Source organism: Mycobacterium sp. JS623, assembly GCF_000328565.1.
Classification (GTDB): Bacteria; Actinomycetota; Actinomycetes; order Mycobacteriales; family Mycobacteriaceae; genus Mycobacterium.
Genome location: NC_019966.1, coordinates 800,667 through 817,090 on the forward strand (window position 1 = coordinate 800,667; position 16,424 = coordinate 817,090).

Here is a 16,424-nt window from a genome sequence, read left to right on the forward strand (position 1 = left end):
CTGATGCGACAGGGACCTCTAGCTGGGCGATATCCGGCCGTGGCCGCCATGGTCACCCTCGCTTTGATTCCTTACCTGGCGCTGTCGGCAGCGATCGACCCGCTCGTGCCGATCATCTGCAGGGACCTGCACATGACGGCACAGACGATGAGCCTGAGCTCGGGGTTGGGGAACGCGGCGTATGCAGTGGGCACGGTGCTCGCGGTCCAGTTCGCCCAGCACCTGCCGCAGCGACGGATGCTGCTCGGCTATGCGGTTGTGCTTGTCATCGGATCGGTATTGACCGCCTCCGCGCCGAGCGCCGGCCTGTTCATCGGCGGGCACGTGCTGCAGGGGCTGGCGACGAGCATGCTGCTGATCGCCGCTGCGCCGCCGCTGACGATCGGCTTCCCGAGGGACAAGCTGCGCAACACCGCGGTGATCATGAACATGTGCGTGTTCGGGGCCGTGGCGATCGGTCCGTTCATCGGGGGTGCGCAGGCTGAAGCGCACGCCTGGCGGCCGCTGTTCTGGATCATCGCCGCGATCGCGATGTTGGCGTTGGTCATGGCGGCATTGACGTTCGAGGACGCGCCGCCCGCGGATCGCGACGCGCCAACGGACTTGACGGCCATCGCATTGGCGGCGGTCGGATGTACGGCGGCGTTCGTCGGCGCCGCTCAGCTCACCACGCACGGACTTCACGACATCGCCGCGACGGCGCCCATGCTCGGTGGTCTGGCGCTAATCGTGGTGTTGATCGTCTACCAGTTCAAGGCGTCGCAGCCGCTGCTGACGATCCGCACGATGTTGACGAGCGCCATTCCTGTCGCCGGTGTCGGAGTGGCGTTGTTCGCCGCCGCGGCGTCGATCGCGGCGACAGCGCTGACGGCCAACGTGTTGTTGCAGAGCTTCAGCCCGGTCGAGGTGGGGCTGCTGTATCTGCCCGAACTCGGCGGGGCCGTCGTGATGGCCGTGGTGTTCGGGTTCGTGATCACCCGCCGCGCGATGCACTACCTGCCGCTGGTGGGCATGGTGCTGCTGGCGGCGGGGATCGTGGTGTTCTGGTTCGCGCTTCCCGCGAATGTGCCGCTGGCACTGGTGGGTTCGGGATTGACGGGCCTAGCGTTGGGGGCGACGGTGGCGCCAGCGCTGTTCGTTGCGGGATTCTCGCTGCAGTCGGCGAGCCTGCAGAGGGTGTTCGCGATCATCGAATTGCTAAGGGCGGTGGCCGCATTCATGGTGGCCCCGATCCTGGCTCACATCGCCGACGCGCTGCCGGGAGATCTGAATGCGGGCACGCGCGTCACGCTGTGGATCGGTTTCGGGTTGGCGATCGGTGGAGCGGTGTTCGGCGTGATGATCTATCTGCTGAGTGGTGCACGGCCTCAGACACCGGACCTCGACGAGTTCCTCGACGGCGATTCGCCTGCCTGGTATTCGCCGCCGCTGCTGGCGCGGATCAGGGGTCTACCGTCGGCGGCCGCGCCCATTGGTCGCGCTGCACCGCCGCCGACGCTTCAGCCGACGTCCACCGGACCAGTGGTATTCGCCTACGACGGAACCGATCTCGCGCAACGCGCCATCGAACACGCGGCGGATCAATTCGCGCCAGGCCGATGCGCGGTCGTCGTCTGCGTCTGGCAGACCGCCGACGTCGGCTTCACCCCGACCGACTCCACGCACTTCGACGCCGACAAGGCCACGCAGGTACGGCAGGCCGCCGAGAGGACGGCCGCGCACGGGGCGTCACTGGCAGAGCGCGCCGGTTTCGAGACGCAGAGCATGGTGGTGGAAGCGGCGCCGATATGGAAGGGCATCGTGCGGGCCGCCGATGACCTCGACGCGAGTGTGCTCGTGCTCGGCCCGCACCGGCGCAGCGGAGTGCTGGGTCACCTGCAGGGCAGCGTGGCGTCTGCGGTGATCGCGCACACCAACAAGCCGGTGTTCGTCGTTCCCGAGGGCTGCAACGGCCGCTTGGTGAAGCCCGAAACTAGTTCAGCGAGAAATGGTTTCGAACCAGCCCAACGCTGAGCGAGAAGTCGATCAGCACGGTGCTAGCCTACCTACCCGGTCCTCATTTCACGAAAGTGAAAATTTCTGACCCATCCTGCATCAATTCTGCATCGAATCACTTCCGGCGGGTACACACCGTCACCGCCGCACACCAGGAGGAATCCGCAGATGAACATGCCCAAATCCCACGCCTCGCCCTCCGGCAGATTGACGAAAACGCTTGTCCAGGTGGCTGAGTCGGCGGTGTCGGTAGTGGGCATCCGTACCGTCGAGGAGCCGGCGCACAGTTCACAACAGTTGACGAAGCAGGTGCAGATCCGCCGGTACGGTCGGCGGATTGCCGCGGAAACGATCGTGAGCGGTGACGAGATATCGGCGCGCAGCGCGGGCTTCCGCCGGCTGGCCGGCTACATCTTCGGAGGCAACCGGAGCCACGCTCACATCGACATGACCGCTCCGGTCGGTCAACAGATCGCGATGACGGCACCGGTGACCAGTACGTCATCGTCATCGGGCTGGGTCATCCGGTTCTACATGCCCGCAGACTCCACGATGGAGTCGCTGCCGGTACCCGACGACGAGCGCGTCCGGTTGGTGCCGGTGGCGGGTGAATCGGTGGCGGTGCTGAGATTCAGCGGCGTTGCGAGCCCGGCCGCGGTGGCGGCGCGGACCGCGGAGTTGCAACGGGAACTGCAGGCATATGGGTTCGAGACGGCGGGGCCGCCTGCGACCTGGCTGTACGACCCGCCGTGGACCCTCCCGTTTCGTCGTCGGAACGAGATCGTGGTGCCGATCGCATAGTCCGCGGAAGAGGCCGGCGTTTCGAACAAGCGTGCGAGGGATATACCGCCGCATGAGTGATGACACACAGCTGCGTCGGTCGGAAGAGGATGTCGCCACGAGATTGGCCGACCAATTTATAGACGGGGCATGGGTTTTCGAGCTGGCTGCGGTCGCCGACCCCACTGCAATACCGGATGCGGTGGCAAGTGGGCCGATTGCTAACCCGCGGTTACGACGAAGCAAACACTAAAGCGGCGCGTCAAGGCTGCCAGGGAAGGGTGATACGTTGCGCGCCGGTGACAATGCTGGGCGCATCGCCAGTCACCTGTAACCGCTTGTGGCTGAATGAACCTCGGAGATTGCTGTGTCCCTGCTGAGTCGCAGAGGCTTCCTCGTGGGTTTGACCGCTGCGGTGGTTCTGCCGCCGACGGCGGCTACCGCGGAGGTTGCGCGGTCGCTGCTCAACGCCACTCCGCAGAACGCCGCGGCGGCGGCTCGCGCGGAAACCGCCCCGGCAGCGGCATCGGTGGGCGCGACGGGGCAGGCACCCCAGCCACTGCACTCGGCAGCGCCCATCTCGCGGTCCGCCCTGCCCGACCGCGGCGTGGTGAGCACACTGCCTGGCCAGGGTGATCTGCTCGCACTGACCGTCGACGACGGCGTGAACACCGACGTCGTTCGCCTCTACGCGGAGTTCGCCAGGAGGACCGGACAGCGGCTGACCTTCTTCGTCAACGGCACCTACCGCTCGTGGACGGACAACGCGACGCTGTTGCGGCCACTGGTCGAAGCCGGACAGATTCAACTGGGCAACCACAGCTTCTCTCACCCTGACCTGACCAAGCTGGCGCCATCCGAGGTCGCCGACGAGATCCGCCGCAACGACGCATTTCTGACCAACACCTTTGGCGTCGACGCCCGCCCCTACCTGCGCCCGCCCTACGGCAAACACAATGCCGCGACGGAGGCGGTCGCCGCAGACCTCGGCTACACCATCACCACGATGTGGTCTGGCTCGCTTGCTGACTCGACAGTCATCACCGAGGACTATTTGCTCAAGATGGCCGACACTTACTTTCGGCCGCACAACATCGTGCTCGGCCACCTCAACCACCTGCCGGTCACTCGAGTCTTCGACCAGCTCGACGAGTTGATCCGCAGCCGGGGGCTGCGCACCGTGACCCTCGATGACGTGTTCATCCGTCCGCCCGCGTTGTAGCGATGTGGCGCCGTCACGCCCACCCGGTGCCGAATGCCCGCCGGACGGGTGTCGCCGCTCTCCGGCTAGGCGACCACGCCTGGTCTCATGCCTCAGCCGCCGAAAGTCGGCCGTCGGGCTCAACGTGCAGCGTGCCCGTCTCGTGAACCCCCGGTGTCGGCGGCAGCACATGCCGTCCACCGGGCGACCGGCGCCACAGGAGGTAGAGCAGAGCCCCGGACGCGGAAACGGCGGCAATGAGTGTGGGCCAGATCAGCGCCTGCGCCAGCCACACGCGCCGCTGAACTTTGACGATCCGCCGTTGCGCACGCCGAAGTCGGTTGAGCTTGTCCATGCGCCTCATATGCCCGGCGGTGGTCAGGCGGAAACGCGTTCACCTGGAAGTGGCTGTCCGTGTGATTGCGGGAGCTGGCGGGTCGCGGCAAATTCAGTACGGGATCGTGGGTGCCGCCGCAGGAGTCACTACCGCCATGATCGGCGTGCACAATTTCGGGGAAGGAGCAGTGCGGCCGGCTAGGGCAGCGCTAGCCGGCAATACCGGGATCGGCGACTCGTTCCCACGTTCACGTCCGACCTTTGCCGCGTGACTGGGCCTTGCGACCGTGGGTTCGATTTTCGTCGAGGCAGCACCCGGCCGTGGGACACGCCCGACGCACTCGTGGACCGCTGGCGCAAGGAGTGCCGACCGGCGCGCCGAGCCGATCGCCCCATCCGTTCGCTCCACAGCAACGAATCCCGATTGAGGAACCGTATTTCGGGAAAGGAATTGTCGTGGACGCTGTGCGATTGGTTTCGCGGCTCATCATGCGGACCGCAGTGGTGTTGGTGACGACTGCCCGGGGAGCCGCAAACGGTGTGAGGACCGCTGCGGCGCTCGCCACGTCGCGCGACGTTGTGGACCACCACGAAAGCCAAGGTCACGCCATGTCCTTGCCTCACTCGCCACGCGGATGCGCCCGGTGAGCCGGCGAAACGAATACACCGGCGAGACATGTGACTGCGGTCGGCCCATGTACGTCAGGGTGGTGAACATCGGCTCGCGGCCGGAGTCCCGGCGTGGACCGTCATGCTGGTATGACGGATGCCCTCTTCACCAGGACAGGCAGCAGACGTACTCGACCGTCCGTCTCGACAACCAGGCCTGACGCCCGGCACCGCCGGAACTGCGCCGCCGACTTCACACGCTTGCTGAACGCATTCCTGCTGCGGCTTTTGCGAGAGCCGTTATCGTAGATCGGCCTGGATCCACTGATGAGGGAGGCGCGGCTGCAGCGATTGCCCGTTGTCTTCGGCGCTGATGCTTCGCGCATGACAACGTAGTGACGTGATGCGCGAGTTGCGGACAAAGATCAGTTAGGAGCAGTCGTTTTCGCCTGGTGGGGTGAGACGGTATACCGCTACCGATCCATAGTGGTCGGAGTCATGGTTGCGCTGTGCCTGGGCGGTGGCGCGTACGGTCTGACTCTCGGCGCACATCTCACTCAGAGCGGTTTCTACGACAGTGGCAGCGAGTCGGCGAGGGCGTCGCGCCTTGGTGACGAGGCGTACGGCCGCGATACCTCAGGCCACATCGTGGCGATCTACTCGGCTCCGGACGGCAAGACCGTCGACAATCGAGCGTTCACCAAGAAGATCCTCGACAACCTCGCCAAGGTCGAAAAGGAACGCCCAGACCAGATCCTTCGGTCGGTCGGCTACTTCAAGAACCCAAAGCTGCTGCGCAACATGGCTGACGCCGGCAGAAAGCACGCGTTCATGTCGATACAGCTCAAGGGAGACGACGACGACACCATCCTGAAGAACTACCGGACGGTCCAGCACGATTTCGCTATCCCGGGCGTCGATGTGAAGCTGGCCGGTTTGCAGCCGTTGGCCAACGAGCTGATGGGGACCATCGGCGAAGACCAGCAGCGGGCCGAACTTCTGGCCATACCGCTGGTGGCGGTGTTGTTGTTCTTCGTGTTTGGTGGTGTGGTCGCGGCGTTCCTGCCGGCGATGGTCGGTGGTCTGAGCATCGCCGGCTCGCTGGGCATCATGCGGTTGATCGCGATATCGGGGCCGGTGCACTATTTCGCCCAGCCGGTTGTGACGCTGATCGGTTTGGGCATCGCCATCGACTACGGGCTGTTCGTCGTCAGCCGCTTCCGCGAGGAGATCGCCGAGGGCTATGACACCGAGACTGCGGTACGCCGTGCCGTGATGACGGCCGGGCGGACCGTGGTGTTTTCCTCGGTGCTCATCGTGGCATCCGCGGCCTGCTTGCTGCTGTTCCCGCAGGGCTTCCTCAGATCGCTCACCTACGCGATGATCGCTTCGGTCATGTTGTCGGCGATACTGTCGATCACTGTGCTCCCTGCATTACTGGGGATGCTGGGCCGCCACGTCGACGACTTGGGCGTGTACTCGTTCCTGCGGGTTCCGTTCTTCCGCAACTGGAAACCCACCAACTGGTGGTTGCACTGGCTCGGCGCGCGCGTGCAGAAGACCAAGACCCGCGAAGAGGTCGAGAACGGCTTCTGGGGCAAGCTCGTCGACCGTGTGATGAAGCGGCCACTGGTTTTTGCCGTGCCGATCGTCGTAGTCATGATTTGGCTGATCGTCCCGCTGAGCAATCTGTCATTGGGCGGTATCAGCGAAAAGTACCTGCCCCCAACGGATTCGGTGCGTCAGGCGCAGCAGGAGTTCGACAAGATCTTCCCGGGGTTCCGCACCGAGACGCTGACGCTGGTGATCCATAGCAATAACGGCCGCCCGGTGACCAACGCTCAGGTCGAGGAAATCCGCGCCGAGGCGATGACGATTTCGGGCTTCGTCGATGCGGACAACAATCCGGCCAACATGTGGAAGGAGCGCCCCTATCTCGACGGCGCAACGAAAGACCCATCGGTTCGGGTGATCCAAAACGGCCTTGTGAACCGTAATGACGCCGACACGAAGGTCACCGAGTTGCGTGCAATCACGGCGCCGCGCGGCCTGACTGTCTGGGTGGGCGGCACGCCCGCGCTCGAACAGGACAGCATCCACAGCATCTTTTCGAGGCTGCCGCTGATGGCGGTCCTCTTGATCGGCACGAGCACGGTGCTGATGTTCCTGGCGTTCGGGTCAATGGTGTTGCCCATCAAGGCCGCGATCATGAGCGTATTGACACTAGGTTCGACGTTGGGCGTGTTGACGTGGATATTCGTCGACGGCCACTTGTCCACGTTGCTGAATTTCACGCCGACCCCGTTGACGGCCCCGGTGATCGGCCTCGTCATCGTGGTGATCTATGGCCTGTCGACCGATTACGAAGTCTTCCTCGTGTCCCGGATGGTCGAGGCACGCGAGCATGGGGCGTCGACGGCGAACGCTATCCGCATCGGTACGGCGACTACCGGCCGCCTCATCACCGCGGCGGCCTTGGTTCTGGTTGTGGTGGCGGGCGCCTTTGTCTTCTCGGACCTGGTGATGATGAAGTACCTGGCGTTCGGTTTGGTCACGGCGTTGCTGCTGGACGCGACGGTGGTCCGGATGTTCCTTGTTCCGTCGGTGATGAAGTTGCTCCGCGACGAGTGCTGGTGGGCGCCGCAGTGGATGAAACGATTGCAAAACCGGCTGGGGCTCAGCGAGATTGATCTGCCCGACGAGCGCAAGCCCCGGGCCATGCCGGCTGAGGACCTGGAGATGGCGGTGATCGGGGCCGCGCCGATGCCAGATGTCGGTTCCGCCGGTGACGGTGAATTGCAGCAGATCTCTTCGACTGAGAACTCGGAGAATGGTGACTCTGCTTCGACGGCCGCGGTTCCGGTTCTGCAGCAACAGGATCCGGGCACCGCATCTGCGGGCTGAGGTGGTCACGGCGACGGGTGACGAGTGCTCACCGCCAACGGCAGCTGATCCTGGGAATGCATGCGACCCGGGGTTGTCATCAAATCATGACAACCTCGATCCAGGCTGAGCTGCACCCCAAGGATCCTCCAAGGCATTCGTCGCAGCGTTTCGGTACCGGTCGAGGGCCGGCTATGCGAAAGGGACGGCTATGAAGCGACTATTTGTGGGCGTTGCCACAGCTGCCTTGCTGTCCGGCGGCGCGGTCGCCGCCGGCCTGGGTGCAGGTACCGCTCAGGCGGGCGATGACTGCACGCCAGCCGCAATGGTGGGCGCTATTTGCTACGGCCCAAATCACTGGTGCCCAGGGGATTCCCTGTTCCACCTGACCCAGAATCACGTCTACAACCCGGTGACGTGGGACATGAATGTCTGCCACACCTACTAGCACGTGGCGCCCGAGGACGCCAATCAAGGCCAGGGCATTTATGAGGGACCCAATCCTCCGCCTCCGCAAGCTCCTCCCATGGGGTGGCCGGGCGGCCCTCCGCCTCCTCCCAGCCTGCCTGCGCCTCCCGGCATGTGCTGGGCGATGTGGATTCCCGCGCCTTGCCCGAATGGGTAGCCGGTCGCCACGTCACACCGACTCGGGCACACGATCCTTCGACCGCATCTCCTGACGTAGCGAGGCGAACTCCGAGATCGTCCGTGTCGCCACTGAGGCGACCGGCCGGGCGTTGCGGCCCGTTGGCTCGGTCTTGGACACCATCACCACGCTGTCGATGTAGGGCTGGATTGTGGTGGCGTTCTGCACCGTCGCGACGATGACCAGTTGGAAGCCGAACTTGCGGAACGCCTGCAGTGCCTGCTGCGCGAACTGCGGGTCCGACTTGCTGAACGCTTCGTCGAGCATCAGCTGCGCGAAAACCGGCTTGTTGTCGGCACTTTCGGGACTCGCCAGGTTGAAGCTCAGTGCACCGGCGAGGCAGAACGCCATCAGCTTCTCCTGCTCGCCGCCGGAGTTGTCGCCCGCATTGCTGTGCGTGCGGATCAACTCGTCGTTGGTCACATCCCACTCCGCGCAGTCGAACGTAAACCGGTTGCGCACGTCCAGCGCGTCGCGCGTCCACGCCTTGTCCTCCGGCGCCGTCGACGCCAGCCGATTACGCAGCCGCAAAATGTCGGCGTACTGATCGAGGATCGCCTGCTTGTCGCCCAGCCCGACCTCGGCGATGCGCCGCGAAATCGACCGCACAATCTCGGTCAGCTCGGCCACAGCCGGCAGCTGCCGCGGCGTCGCCCGCAGCGTCAGCCGTGTGCCGCGATTGAACTCCACCGCACCCAAACCCGTGTTGACACGGTCGATTTGATCGCTGATCCGCCGCGCCTCCTGCTCGGCGACGCGGTGCAGCGTCAAGATCGCGTCGGGCGCCTGCTCGGTGACCAGCCGCATCATCCGCTCATAGGCCTCGGGCAACTCGCGCTCGTCGATGTGCTTGCACAGCGCGACGTAGTCGTGCACGCGCTCGTCAAAGTCATCTGAGTCGTTCGGAATCGCGTCCGGGAACGATGTGTCGAACGTATTGAGGATGCGCGCCAGTTCGTCGTAAGAGCGGCGCCGGCTCTCGCGCAGTTGTTCGCGTTCCTTCTTGATCGCGGTGAAGAGCGCATCGCGATGCGGTTCGGGATCGAGCAATTCCAGCGTGACGGGAAGCGCGGCGGCGTAGCGGTTCAGCAGATCGGTCAGCGGCTCGGAGACGAACGCCGGAGACAGCCGCTCCTGCAAATCCATCAGCCGTGTCCGCCGGTCGTCGAGGGCGTCACGCCGCGTCTGGATCGCACCGCGGCGCGTCATGAATTTCTGGATCTGCGACCAACATTCGTCGGCGCGGGCGTTGAGCGCATCGAGGTCGGGGTTCTCGGCCATCAGCAACTCGTACTGCTCGCGCAGCCGCTCGGCGTGCCCGTCGGCGGTCTCGGTATCGATCTGGCTCCACTGCGGGTACTGCTCGCAGATCGCCTTGCACGCCGCGGCTCGGTCGCGCCACTGCTGACGCTGGGCGGCGATGTCGTCGGCGACCCGCCGCGCTTTTTGGTAGGCCTCTTCGGCGGCGGCCAGTTCGACGGTCAGCGCGTTGATCTTCGCGGTGACGTCGCCCTGGTACAGGTACTCGGACTGCTTGACCGGACGCCGGTCGTCCTTGACGGCCAGCCGGTCGGAGTCCTTGTACAGCCCGGTGTCCGTGACGGCGCGGCGGAACCGGTCGAACACGCCGGGGGTGTCGACGCAGACATGGTCACCGGCATTGGTGATGACGTCGACGGCCTCGGCGGCACATGGATGCTGAGGATCGACGGCAAACAGCTTGCCTGCCAACGTATTCGGCTCAGGGTCCACAGGCTCGGCGCCGAGGAACTTCGCTCGTACGTGGTGCAGTTGCAGCCGGCCGCGCATGTCGGTGTCGTTGACGAACCGCAGCACCTTCTCCCAGTGCTGGTCGGGCACCAGCAGCCGAAGGCCCGCGCCGCGCAGCACCTTCTCGACGGCTGTGCGCCAACGCGTTTGGTCGGACTTGAGATCCAGCAGCTCGGCGATGTAAGGCAGCTCGGTTGCGTCGGCACCGACTTCGGCGCAGATGTGGTCGCGCATCGCGAGCGCGAACTCCGGCAGCGCGGAGCCGACGAGCTCGACGCGCTTGAGTTCTTTGGCGGCGGCGTCGCGGGCGATACGCGCGGACTTCTGCGCGTATTCCGCGTCGGTGGACGCTTCGCGGTTGCGTTCGACCTTCGCGAGCATCTCGGTGGCTTGTGCGAGCAGTTCCTCACGCAGGTTCCAGAACTCGTCGGCCGTGTCCGGGATGTCGATGTCGTGGGCGGTGAGCAGGTCCTCGTAGGCGGCGCGCCGGCGCTCGACCTGCTCCGCCTCCGTCTCGGCGGCGGTCACCTGGGACTGCAGCGGGGCGATGTTGGCGCTGGATCCGCTGATCTGCGAGTTGAGCGAATCCGCCTCGGCCTTAGCCAGATTCAGCGACCGGGTGACGTCCTCGTACTCGTTCTCGAGCTGGTCGATGGTGCCATCGAGCGTCGCGATCTGGGCGGGGCACTGCGCGAGGCGGACGTGGTCGGTGTACGCGCGGACCATCGGCGCGTCGACGAGGTCGATGATGCCGAGGTCCGACGACTCCGAGGCGTAGCGCTGCTGGATGGTCTCGATGTCACCGAGGATCTTGCGCTTCTTCTGCGCGACGGCCAGCAGTTCGCGGGCCTCGACCAGCGGGTCGATCTGCTTGAGCGCCTCGGGCAGCCGAGCGAGGCTGTCGGGTTCGTCGAGCATGAACTCGCGGACGAATTGCTCAAGTCCGCCAACGCTTTTCAGTGACTTGGCCTTGCCGAGGAGCTGCTGGGCGGCGTCGGAGGCGCGAATGCCGATGGTGGCGTACAGCTGCGCGAGATATTGCGATTCGACCTTGGTGGAGAACCGCCAGTGTTCTTTGAACACGCCTGCGTCGAAGCGGCCGGCGGCCCAGCGGTTGCAGACGTCCTCGATGTCGAGGTCGCCGTCGCCGAGCACGAAGCGGCTGGAGGAGTCGTTGCGGGACTCGCCGGTGAGCCACTTGAGCACCAGGCCGGTGACGGTGCGGCCGGAGTCGCTGGCGTAAGTGACCGCGACGGCCGACCAGGCGGTGCCGTCGCCGCGCAGGTACATCACGCGGCTGGTGCCGCCATCTGACCGCTGGCCCCACGCGCCGCGGACGTACTTGTCGACGGTGCGGCGGCCGGCGCTGGATCCGGCGGCGGTGTTGTCGCCGGAGGCGTTGAAGTTGCGCCGGTTGAACGGCAGGAAGCCGAGCGAAATTGCGTCCAGCAGTGAGGATTTGCCGCTACCGGAGGCGCCGGCGATCAGCGCGCCGCCAGAGCTGAACGGGATGGAGTGGTAGCCGTCGAAGACGCCCCAGTTGATGACCTGCAGCCGGGACAAGTGGAACTGTTCAGTCAATTCGGCTAATTCCCCCGCGCTCCGTGTTGTCGTGCACCTAGCGCTCCTCGATCTGTCATTTGTCGGATGCCTCAACATAGGCGACGGGCCCGACATCGTCGGCGCGGGAAGGGTCGTGTCGGCTGAGAAATCCGTCACCCGAACTGTTTGCCGATGTCAGCCGAAGGCACGCTTTGTGAGACGTCGTGCGCTTCGAGTGACCCGCGATGTCACTGCGACTAATGAGACCTATGGGGCGTTCAGTTCCAACACCCGACGATTCCCGTAGTCAGTGACATAGACATCGCCGTCTGAGCCCACCGCTACACCCCAAGGTTTCTTCAGTCCGGACACGGGTACGTCTGTCGAACTTGCTTCACCTGCAGCCAATTTCGAGACTCGACCGTCGCCGTAGCCGGTGACGTAAACGGTTCCGGCTTTGTCGACGGCGATTCCGTTCGGCCCGTGCAGGTCTGTGAAGGGCAACTCGGTGGGGTCGCTCGTGCCCCCTCCCAATTTCAGTACGCGGTTGTTGTGTGAGTCGGCCACGTATACGTTGTCGGCGGTATCTACTGCCACACCGAACGGTTTGCTGAGACCGGCGAAGGGCAATTCGACGGCGTTGGCGTCACCGCCTGAAATCTTCAGCACGCGATCGTTGTACGTGTCGGCTACGTAGACGTTGCCGCCACCGTCGACGGCGATGCCACTTGGCCTATTGAGTCCGGCGATAGAAAGTTCCGTGGTGTTGCTGGCACCTGGAGCCAATTTCAGCACTCGGTCATTGACGTAGTCAGTGGCGTAGAGGGTTCCAGTTGAGTCGACTGCCACGCTGACGGGACCCGCTCCTGTGAAGGGCAGCTTCGCCGCGCCGGTGTGGGCCGCCGACATCTTCAGAACTTGGTTGTCGGCGATGTCAGTGGCTACATCAGCGATATAGACGTTGCCGTTGCCATCGACGGCCACCCCTTGAGGCCCGTGAAGCGAGCCGAAGGGCAGCTCGATTGGACCGGACGGATGCGCGATGCTGGGCGGTGACGGCAGTGTCGTCTCCGAGTGCTGCATGGCAGAGGACACGATGGCGGCGACCGTAACTCCAATGACGGCTATTAATACAAGCCCCATCCACATCCACTTGGCCTTCCCGCCTCGGGTCGGAGGTGAAGGAGACGAGGGCTGCGGTGGCCATGGGTTAGGGGGCGGTGGCAGAGTCATGACTGCACTTTCGTCTCAGTGGAGTGGCGAGAATTCGACGGGGACGTTCCACTGTCGCATCTAAGCCGTGACTGGTCATTAACCACGTCATCGTCACCAAATTTCCTGTGATTGGCAGGTGCGCTGTTGATATAGCCTTTGATCATGTCTAGCGGAAAGTTCGAGGTAGACACCGGTGTGCTCCACTCGGGGAGCGACTTCAGCGGGTTTGCCGGAGCCGCAGCACGGAAAGCGGCGAATCGGCTATCAGGGGCATCTTTGCCACAGGGCATATTCGGTGACTTCGCCGCTGCGGACGCCTTTCACATCGCGGTCACCAGCGCTCGCGAGACCCACGTCGCGCGGTCGCGCGATCACGATGCACGGCTGACGGATATTTCGAGTAAGGGACACATCGGTGCGCGAGCGCTAGCTGACACGGACACCGGAGCGGCCGAGACGATCGGTTCGGCTGGCGACCACGTGGGCGAAGTCGGCTCTTGAGCCAATTTGTCAACTTCACGGAAACCGAGTTGGCCGCGGCCGCGGGAGGCGACCCTTGGAAGCTGAACAAAGAAATACAGGCGGGGGACGCCGGCGCGATCAATGATCTGGCCGATGCGTTTCACCAAGCCGGTTTCCACGTTCGGGAAGCGAACGACGAGTTCGACGCGGCCAAGCGCCAATTCAAAGAGGCGTACCGGCGAAATGACGCCGAATACCCAATCGACGAATCGCATGAGGTCCAACGGGCCGCGACTCAGCTAGCCGGCCATCCGGAAGAACTTTCGCGTATCGCAGTGGATTTGGAGCAAGTCGCCGCTTCGCTCGCGGTCGCACAGCGCGACAGCGACGCCGAGATCTCGGCGCTCGAATCGCAGCTGCACGCCATTGACGACCAAATCACCGCTGCCGCAGCGGATTCGCCGTCGCAGGCGGCTCAGTTGCTCGAGTCGGCGAAAGCCGCAACTCGGGCGGGCGTCGGACAACTTGAGCAGTTCCGCGGTGCCTACGTTGCGCAGCTCAACGCAGCGGAGGCAGCGATGATGGCGTCAGGGTACGCGCCGGACGTGATCGATGACCTTGACGGGGTGGCCGGTAACGCACCTGAAGAAGTCGCCCAGCGGTACGACAAATCGGGACAGCGGGCGCGTGATCAGGCCATGGTCGACAAAGCCAATGCCCAAGGCAGACACGCCTATTTGCCAGGCATGGAGGGTCAGCCCGGCTATATGACAAGGGCGGAGGCCGACGCCGCGGCCCGCTTGCGCGACTACCAAGCGATTACCGATCCTGCACACGGCTATGTACGTACGGCGCATGCGCATGGTGATGACCGGCCGACACGGTTGGCGGGTCAACGGCTCGATGACTACATGACGGCTACATCGTCCGGACCCGTGTCGAAAGATGTGGTCCTCGGCGGTGACGCGCGCACCCGCGCTCAGGCGAGGCTCAACCTCCAACACGACCTGGAAAACGGAAACTTGTCCTGGCATCAACAACCCATGACGCCGGACGACGCCACACAGTTGATGGATCAGATTGAAGTGACCGACCGGTCCACTGCGCTAACGAGGTTGCAGCAGCAACTCCATGAGGCGGGAATGACGCCGCAGGGGGCAGCAGGTGTCGCCCAGAATATGTCCCACGGAATAGTTCCGAAAGAACTCGTTGAGGGTGCATCGGCTGCCGGCAAGCCGATCGCCGGTGGGGCAGAGGCCTTTGACCGATTCGGCGAATCGCTGCCCACAGGCAAGCACTGGCAAGGAGCGACATTTTCAGCCGAAGACGTCGAGACGCTCAAGAAGATCGGCGGAAAACTTGGTTGGGCTGGCACCGCAATAGATTTGGGAGTGGGATTGTATGAGTGGCAGCATGGTGCACCGCTCGGAGAAGTAGCTTCGAAGACTGCAGGTGGTATGGCTGGGGCATGGGCGCTCGGAGCGATTGGAGCCGAGGTAGGCGCGGTGGGCGGTCCACCCGGGGTGTTCCTCGGCGCGCTCGCCTTTGGCACGGTCGGCGCGATGGGCGGTGAGGAAGCGGGGAAGGCGGCTTACAAATGGCTTACGGGGTAAATCATTAACGTCCCATTCGTAGTCACAACCTTCGTCGGCGTGCTGCTGCCGATGCTCGCTCCGCACAAGAACGACGCGGTGGGCCGCAGGATGTTCTGGGCGGGCTTCCTCATCGGGTCGGTGTCCGCGTTCTTCATTGCGTTCCCGCCGGACTGGAAATCCGGCACTCTGTTGTCGCTGTTGGTCGCTGTGCTGATGTTGATGACCGCCTACTTCACTAGCCCCTACCTCAAATTTGGTGGCAAGGTCATCGCATTCTCCACAGCGGATGCCGGAACTGGAGCCCAGGATGCAGCTTTCACGTCAGCGCGAAAGTTGTGGTGGCTGATGGTTCCAGCGATGGCCTTGTGTGCGTTCAACATTGGCCAGTACGTAATCCACAAAGAGAATCCACGATTGGCTGCGGTGATGGCCGTCGCGGTCGTAGCCGTGGCGATCGTCTTCGGTTACGGCGACGGACGAGCCCGGTATTCGATTGCACGCAGGCAACTTCCGCAGTTCGTCGTCGTATCGTTCGTGACGCTGGGCCTGTTCACCGTGTTGTACTTCGGCGGCTACGCGCTAGGAAAGCAGCGTTCGCGCCCTCACCGACAATCCATGGACGACCGCGCGTAGCGGCTCAGTCGTCCTCGTCCACAACTTCTTCTGCCGGCGCGCCGCCGTTGAGCAGTTGTTCGAACTGCTGCTGGAGTTCGGTGATGACCGAGGCGGTCACGACGGCGGTGATGACGGGGGAGATGGTGTAGCTGTCCTCGTCGTCGCGGGTCTTACGCAGGATCTCCAGGCCGGTGAGGCGGGCGATGGCGCCGTCGATGCGGGCGGCGAAGGTGACGGCGTCGCGGTCGGTGTCGTTGAGCACACCGGAGAACTTGCCGTGCATCTCGTCGCGACTGATGACGACGGCTTGCCCAGCGTTGGCGCGCATCATCTGTGCGAGGTGCAGTGCGAGGATCGAGTCGTAGGTGCCGAGCGGCTCGCGGCGCAGAAGCTTTATGCCCCTTGCAGATTCGTAACGGGCCTGTTCGACGAACGCGACGTCGGTCCCGTCGACGATGCGCAGCAACAGGTCGAGTTCGGAGAGCCTAACCGACAGTTCTTTGCGGTATTCGAGGACCCAGCTGTAGACATCGGCGTCGGCCTCGGCGCTGATGTAGCGGCGGGTGAGCAGGTGCTGCAGCGCCCAGCACGCGCGGTCGGGCAGTTCGGAGACGTCACCGTCGAAACGAGGCCGACGCTGGACGGGTGGGCGGGCGGACTGGTCGACCTGCGGCAGGGAGGAGAAGTCAATGTCGGCTTCAGCGGTCACCTGCATTCCTCACTCTGTAGTGGGTCGGACGTCCCAACATAGGTCACGGTTGCGACATGTTCGTGG

12 protein-coding genes and 1 pseudogene are annotated in these 16,424 nt (G+C 64.1%); 9 read left to right on the plus strand and 4 right to left on the minus strand.

The window, feature by feature from the left end:
• The first annotated feature begins 3 nt into the window (after positions 1-3).
• From MYCSM_RS03805 to MYCSM_RS03815, 3 genes are all read left to right on the plus strand, one after another.
• Entirely contained in the window at positions 4-2,013 is a 2,010-nt protein-coding gene (locus tag MYCSM_RS03805) for a universal stress protein (protein ID WP_041311272.1), read from the plus strand.
• A 150-nt stretch (positions 2,014-2,163) separates the two neighbouring features.
• Positions 2,164-2,796, plus strand: a complete 633-nt coding sequence (locus MYCSM_RS03810) for an SOUL family heme-binding protein (RefSeq protein WP_015304820.1) — start codon at positions 2,164-2,166, stop codon at positions 2,794-2,796.
• A 355-nt stretch (positions 2,797-3,151) separates the two neighbouring features.
• On the plus strand, positions 3,152-3,997 hold the full coding sequence (locus MYCSM_RS03815; RefSeq protein ID WP_041313131.1) for a polysaccharide deacetylase family protein: 846 nt from the start codon (positions 3,152-3,154) through the stop codon (positions 3,995-3,997).
• Positions 3,998-4,082: 85 nt separating this feature from the next.
• Here the strand turns inward: MYCSM_RS03815 and MYCSM_RS03820 are convergent, their stop codons facing one another.
• Positions 4,083-4,331 carry a hypothetical protein gene (locus MYCSM_RS03820; RefSeq protein WP_041311274.1) on the minus strand — a complete coding sequence of 83 codons (249 nt, stop codon included), beginning with the start codon at positions 4,329-4,331 and terminating at the stop codon, positions 4,083-4,085.
• Positions 4,332-4,386: 55 nt separating this feature from the next.
• On the opposite strand from MYCSM_RS03820, the pseudogene MYCSM_RS38990 reads away from it, so the two are divergent.
• From MYCSM_RS38990 to MYCSM_RS03830, 3 genes and pseudogenes are all read left to right on the plus strand, one after another.
• A pseudogene (locus tag MYCSM_RS38990) lies at positions 4,387-4,578 on the plus strand (adenylate/guanylate cyclase domain-containing protein); the annotation flags it as partial.
• A gap of 841 nt (positions 4,579-5,419) precedes the next feature.
• Positions 5,420-7,825, plus strand: a complete 2,406-nt coding sequence (locus tag MYCSM_RS03825; protein ID WP_015304823.1) for an MMPL family transporter — start codon at positions 5,420-5,422, stop codon at positions 7,823-7,825.
• Between the two features lie 190 nt (positions 7,826-8,015).
• Positions 8,016-8,252 (plus strand): hypothetical protein, encoded by a 237-nt coding sequence (locus MYCSM_RS03830; protein ID WP_015304824.1) that lies wholly within the window; start codon positions 8,016-8,018, stop codon positions 8,250-8,252.
• A gap of 189 nt (positions 8,253-8,441) precedes the next feature.
• On the opposite strand, the gene MYCSM_RS03835 is transcribed toward MYCSM_RS03830, so the two are convergent.
• On the minus strand, positions 8,442-11,801 hold the full coding sequence (locus MYCSM_RS03835) for an ATP-binding protein (RefSeq protein ID WP_015304825.1): 3,360 nt from the start codon (positions 11,799-11,801) through the stop codon (positions 8,442-8,444).
• Between the two features lie 228 nt (positions 11,802-12,029).
• Positions 12,030-12,857: an NHL repeat-containing protein gene (locus tag MYCSM_RS03840; RefSeq protein WP_198344992.1), complete on the minus strand. Its 828-nt coding sequence runs from the start codon at positions 12,855-12,857 to the stop codon at positions 12,030-12,032.
• Between the two features lie 282 nt (positions 12,858-13,139).
• Between MYCSM_RS03840 and MYCSM_RS03845 the strand changes: the two genes are divergently transcribed.
• From MYCSM_RS03845 to MYCSM_RS03855, 3 genes are read left to right on the plus strand one after another with little or no spacing between them, the layout of a single operon-like run.
• Positions 13,140-13,478, plus strand: a complete 339-nt coding sequence (locus MYCSM_RS03845; protein ID WP_015304827.1) for a DUF2563 family protein — start codon at positions 13,140-13,142, stop codon at positions 13,476-13,478.
• The gene (locus tag MYCSM_RS35155) at positions 13,475-15,052 is read left to right on the plus strand and encodes a putative alpha/beta hydrolase (RefSeq protein WP_015304828.1); all 1,578 of its coding nucleotides are present in this window, start codon (positions 13,475-13,477) and stop codon (positions 15,050-15,052) included. The genes MYCSM_RS03845 and MYCSM_RS35155 overlap by 4 nt, the downstream gene beginning before the upstream one ends.
• A 39-nt stretch (positions 15,053-15,091) precedes the next feature.
• Complete coding sequence (locus MYCSM_RS03855; protein ID WP_051073703.1) at positions 15,092-15,667, plus strand: hypothetical protein; 576 nt, start codon at positions 15,092-15,094, stop codon at positions 15,665-15,667.
• A gap of 4 nt (positions 15,668-15,671) precedes the next feature.
• Here the strand turns inward: MYCSM_RS03855 and MYCSM_RS03860 are convergent, their stop codons facing one another.
• Positions 15,672-16,364 carry a DUF4194 domain-containing protein gene (locus MYCSM_RS03860; protein ID WP_015304830.1) on the minus strand — a complete coding sequence of 231 codons (693 nt, stop codon included), beginning with the start codon at positions 16,362-16,364 and terminating at the stop codon, positions 15,672-15,674.
• Positions 16,365-16,424: the final 60 nt, after the last annotated feature.

Coding starts and splice junctions, on each gene's coding strand:
- MYCSM_RS03805 (WP_041311272.1), top strand. CDS start 4: ATGCGACAGGGACCTCTAGCTGGGCGATATCCGGCCGTGGCCGCCATG.
- MYCSM_RS03810 (WP_015304820.1), top strand. CDS start 2,164: ATGAACATGCCCAAATCCCACGCCTCGCCCTCCGGCAGATTGACGAAA.
- MYCSM_RS03820 (WP_041311274.1), bottom strand. CDS start 4,331: ATGGACAAGCTCAACCGACTTCGGCGTGCGCAACGGCGGATCGTCAAA.
- MYCSM_RS03825 (WP_015304823.1), top strand. CDS start 5,420: ATGGTTGCGCTGTGCCTGGGCGGTGGCGCGTACGGTCTGACTCTCGGC.
- MYCSM_RS03830 (WP_015304824.1), top strand. CDS start 8,016: ATGAAGCGACTATTTGTGGGCGTTGCCACAGCTGCCTTGCTGTCCGGC.
- MYCSM_RS03845 (WP_015304827.1), top strand. CDS start 13,140: ATGTCTAGCGGAAAGTTCGAGGTAGACACCGGTGTGCTCCACTCGGGG.
- MYCSM_RS03860 (WP_015304830.1), bottom strand. CDS start 16,364: ATGCAGGTGACCGCTGAAGCCGACATTGACTTCTCCTCCCTGCCGCAG.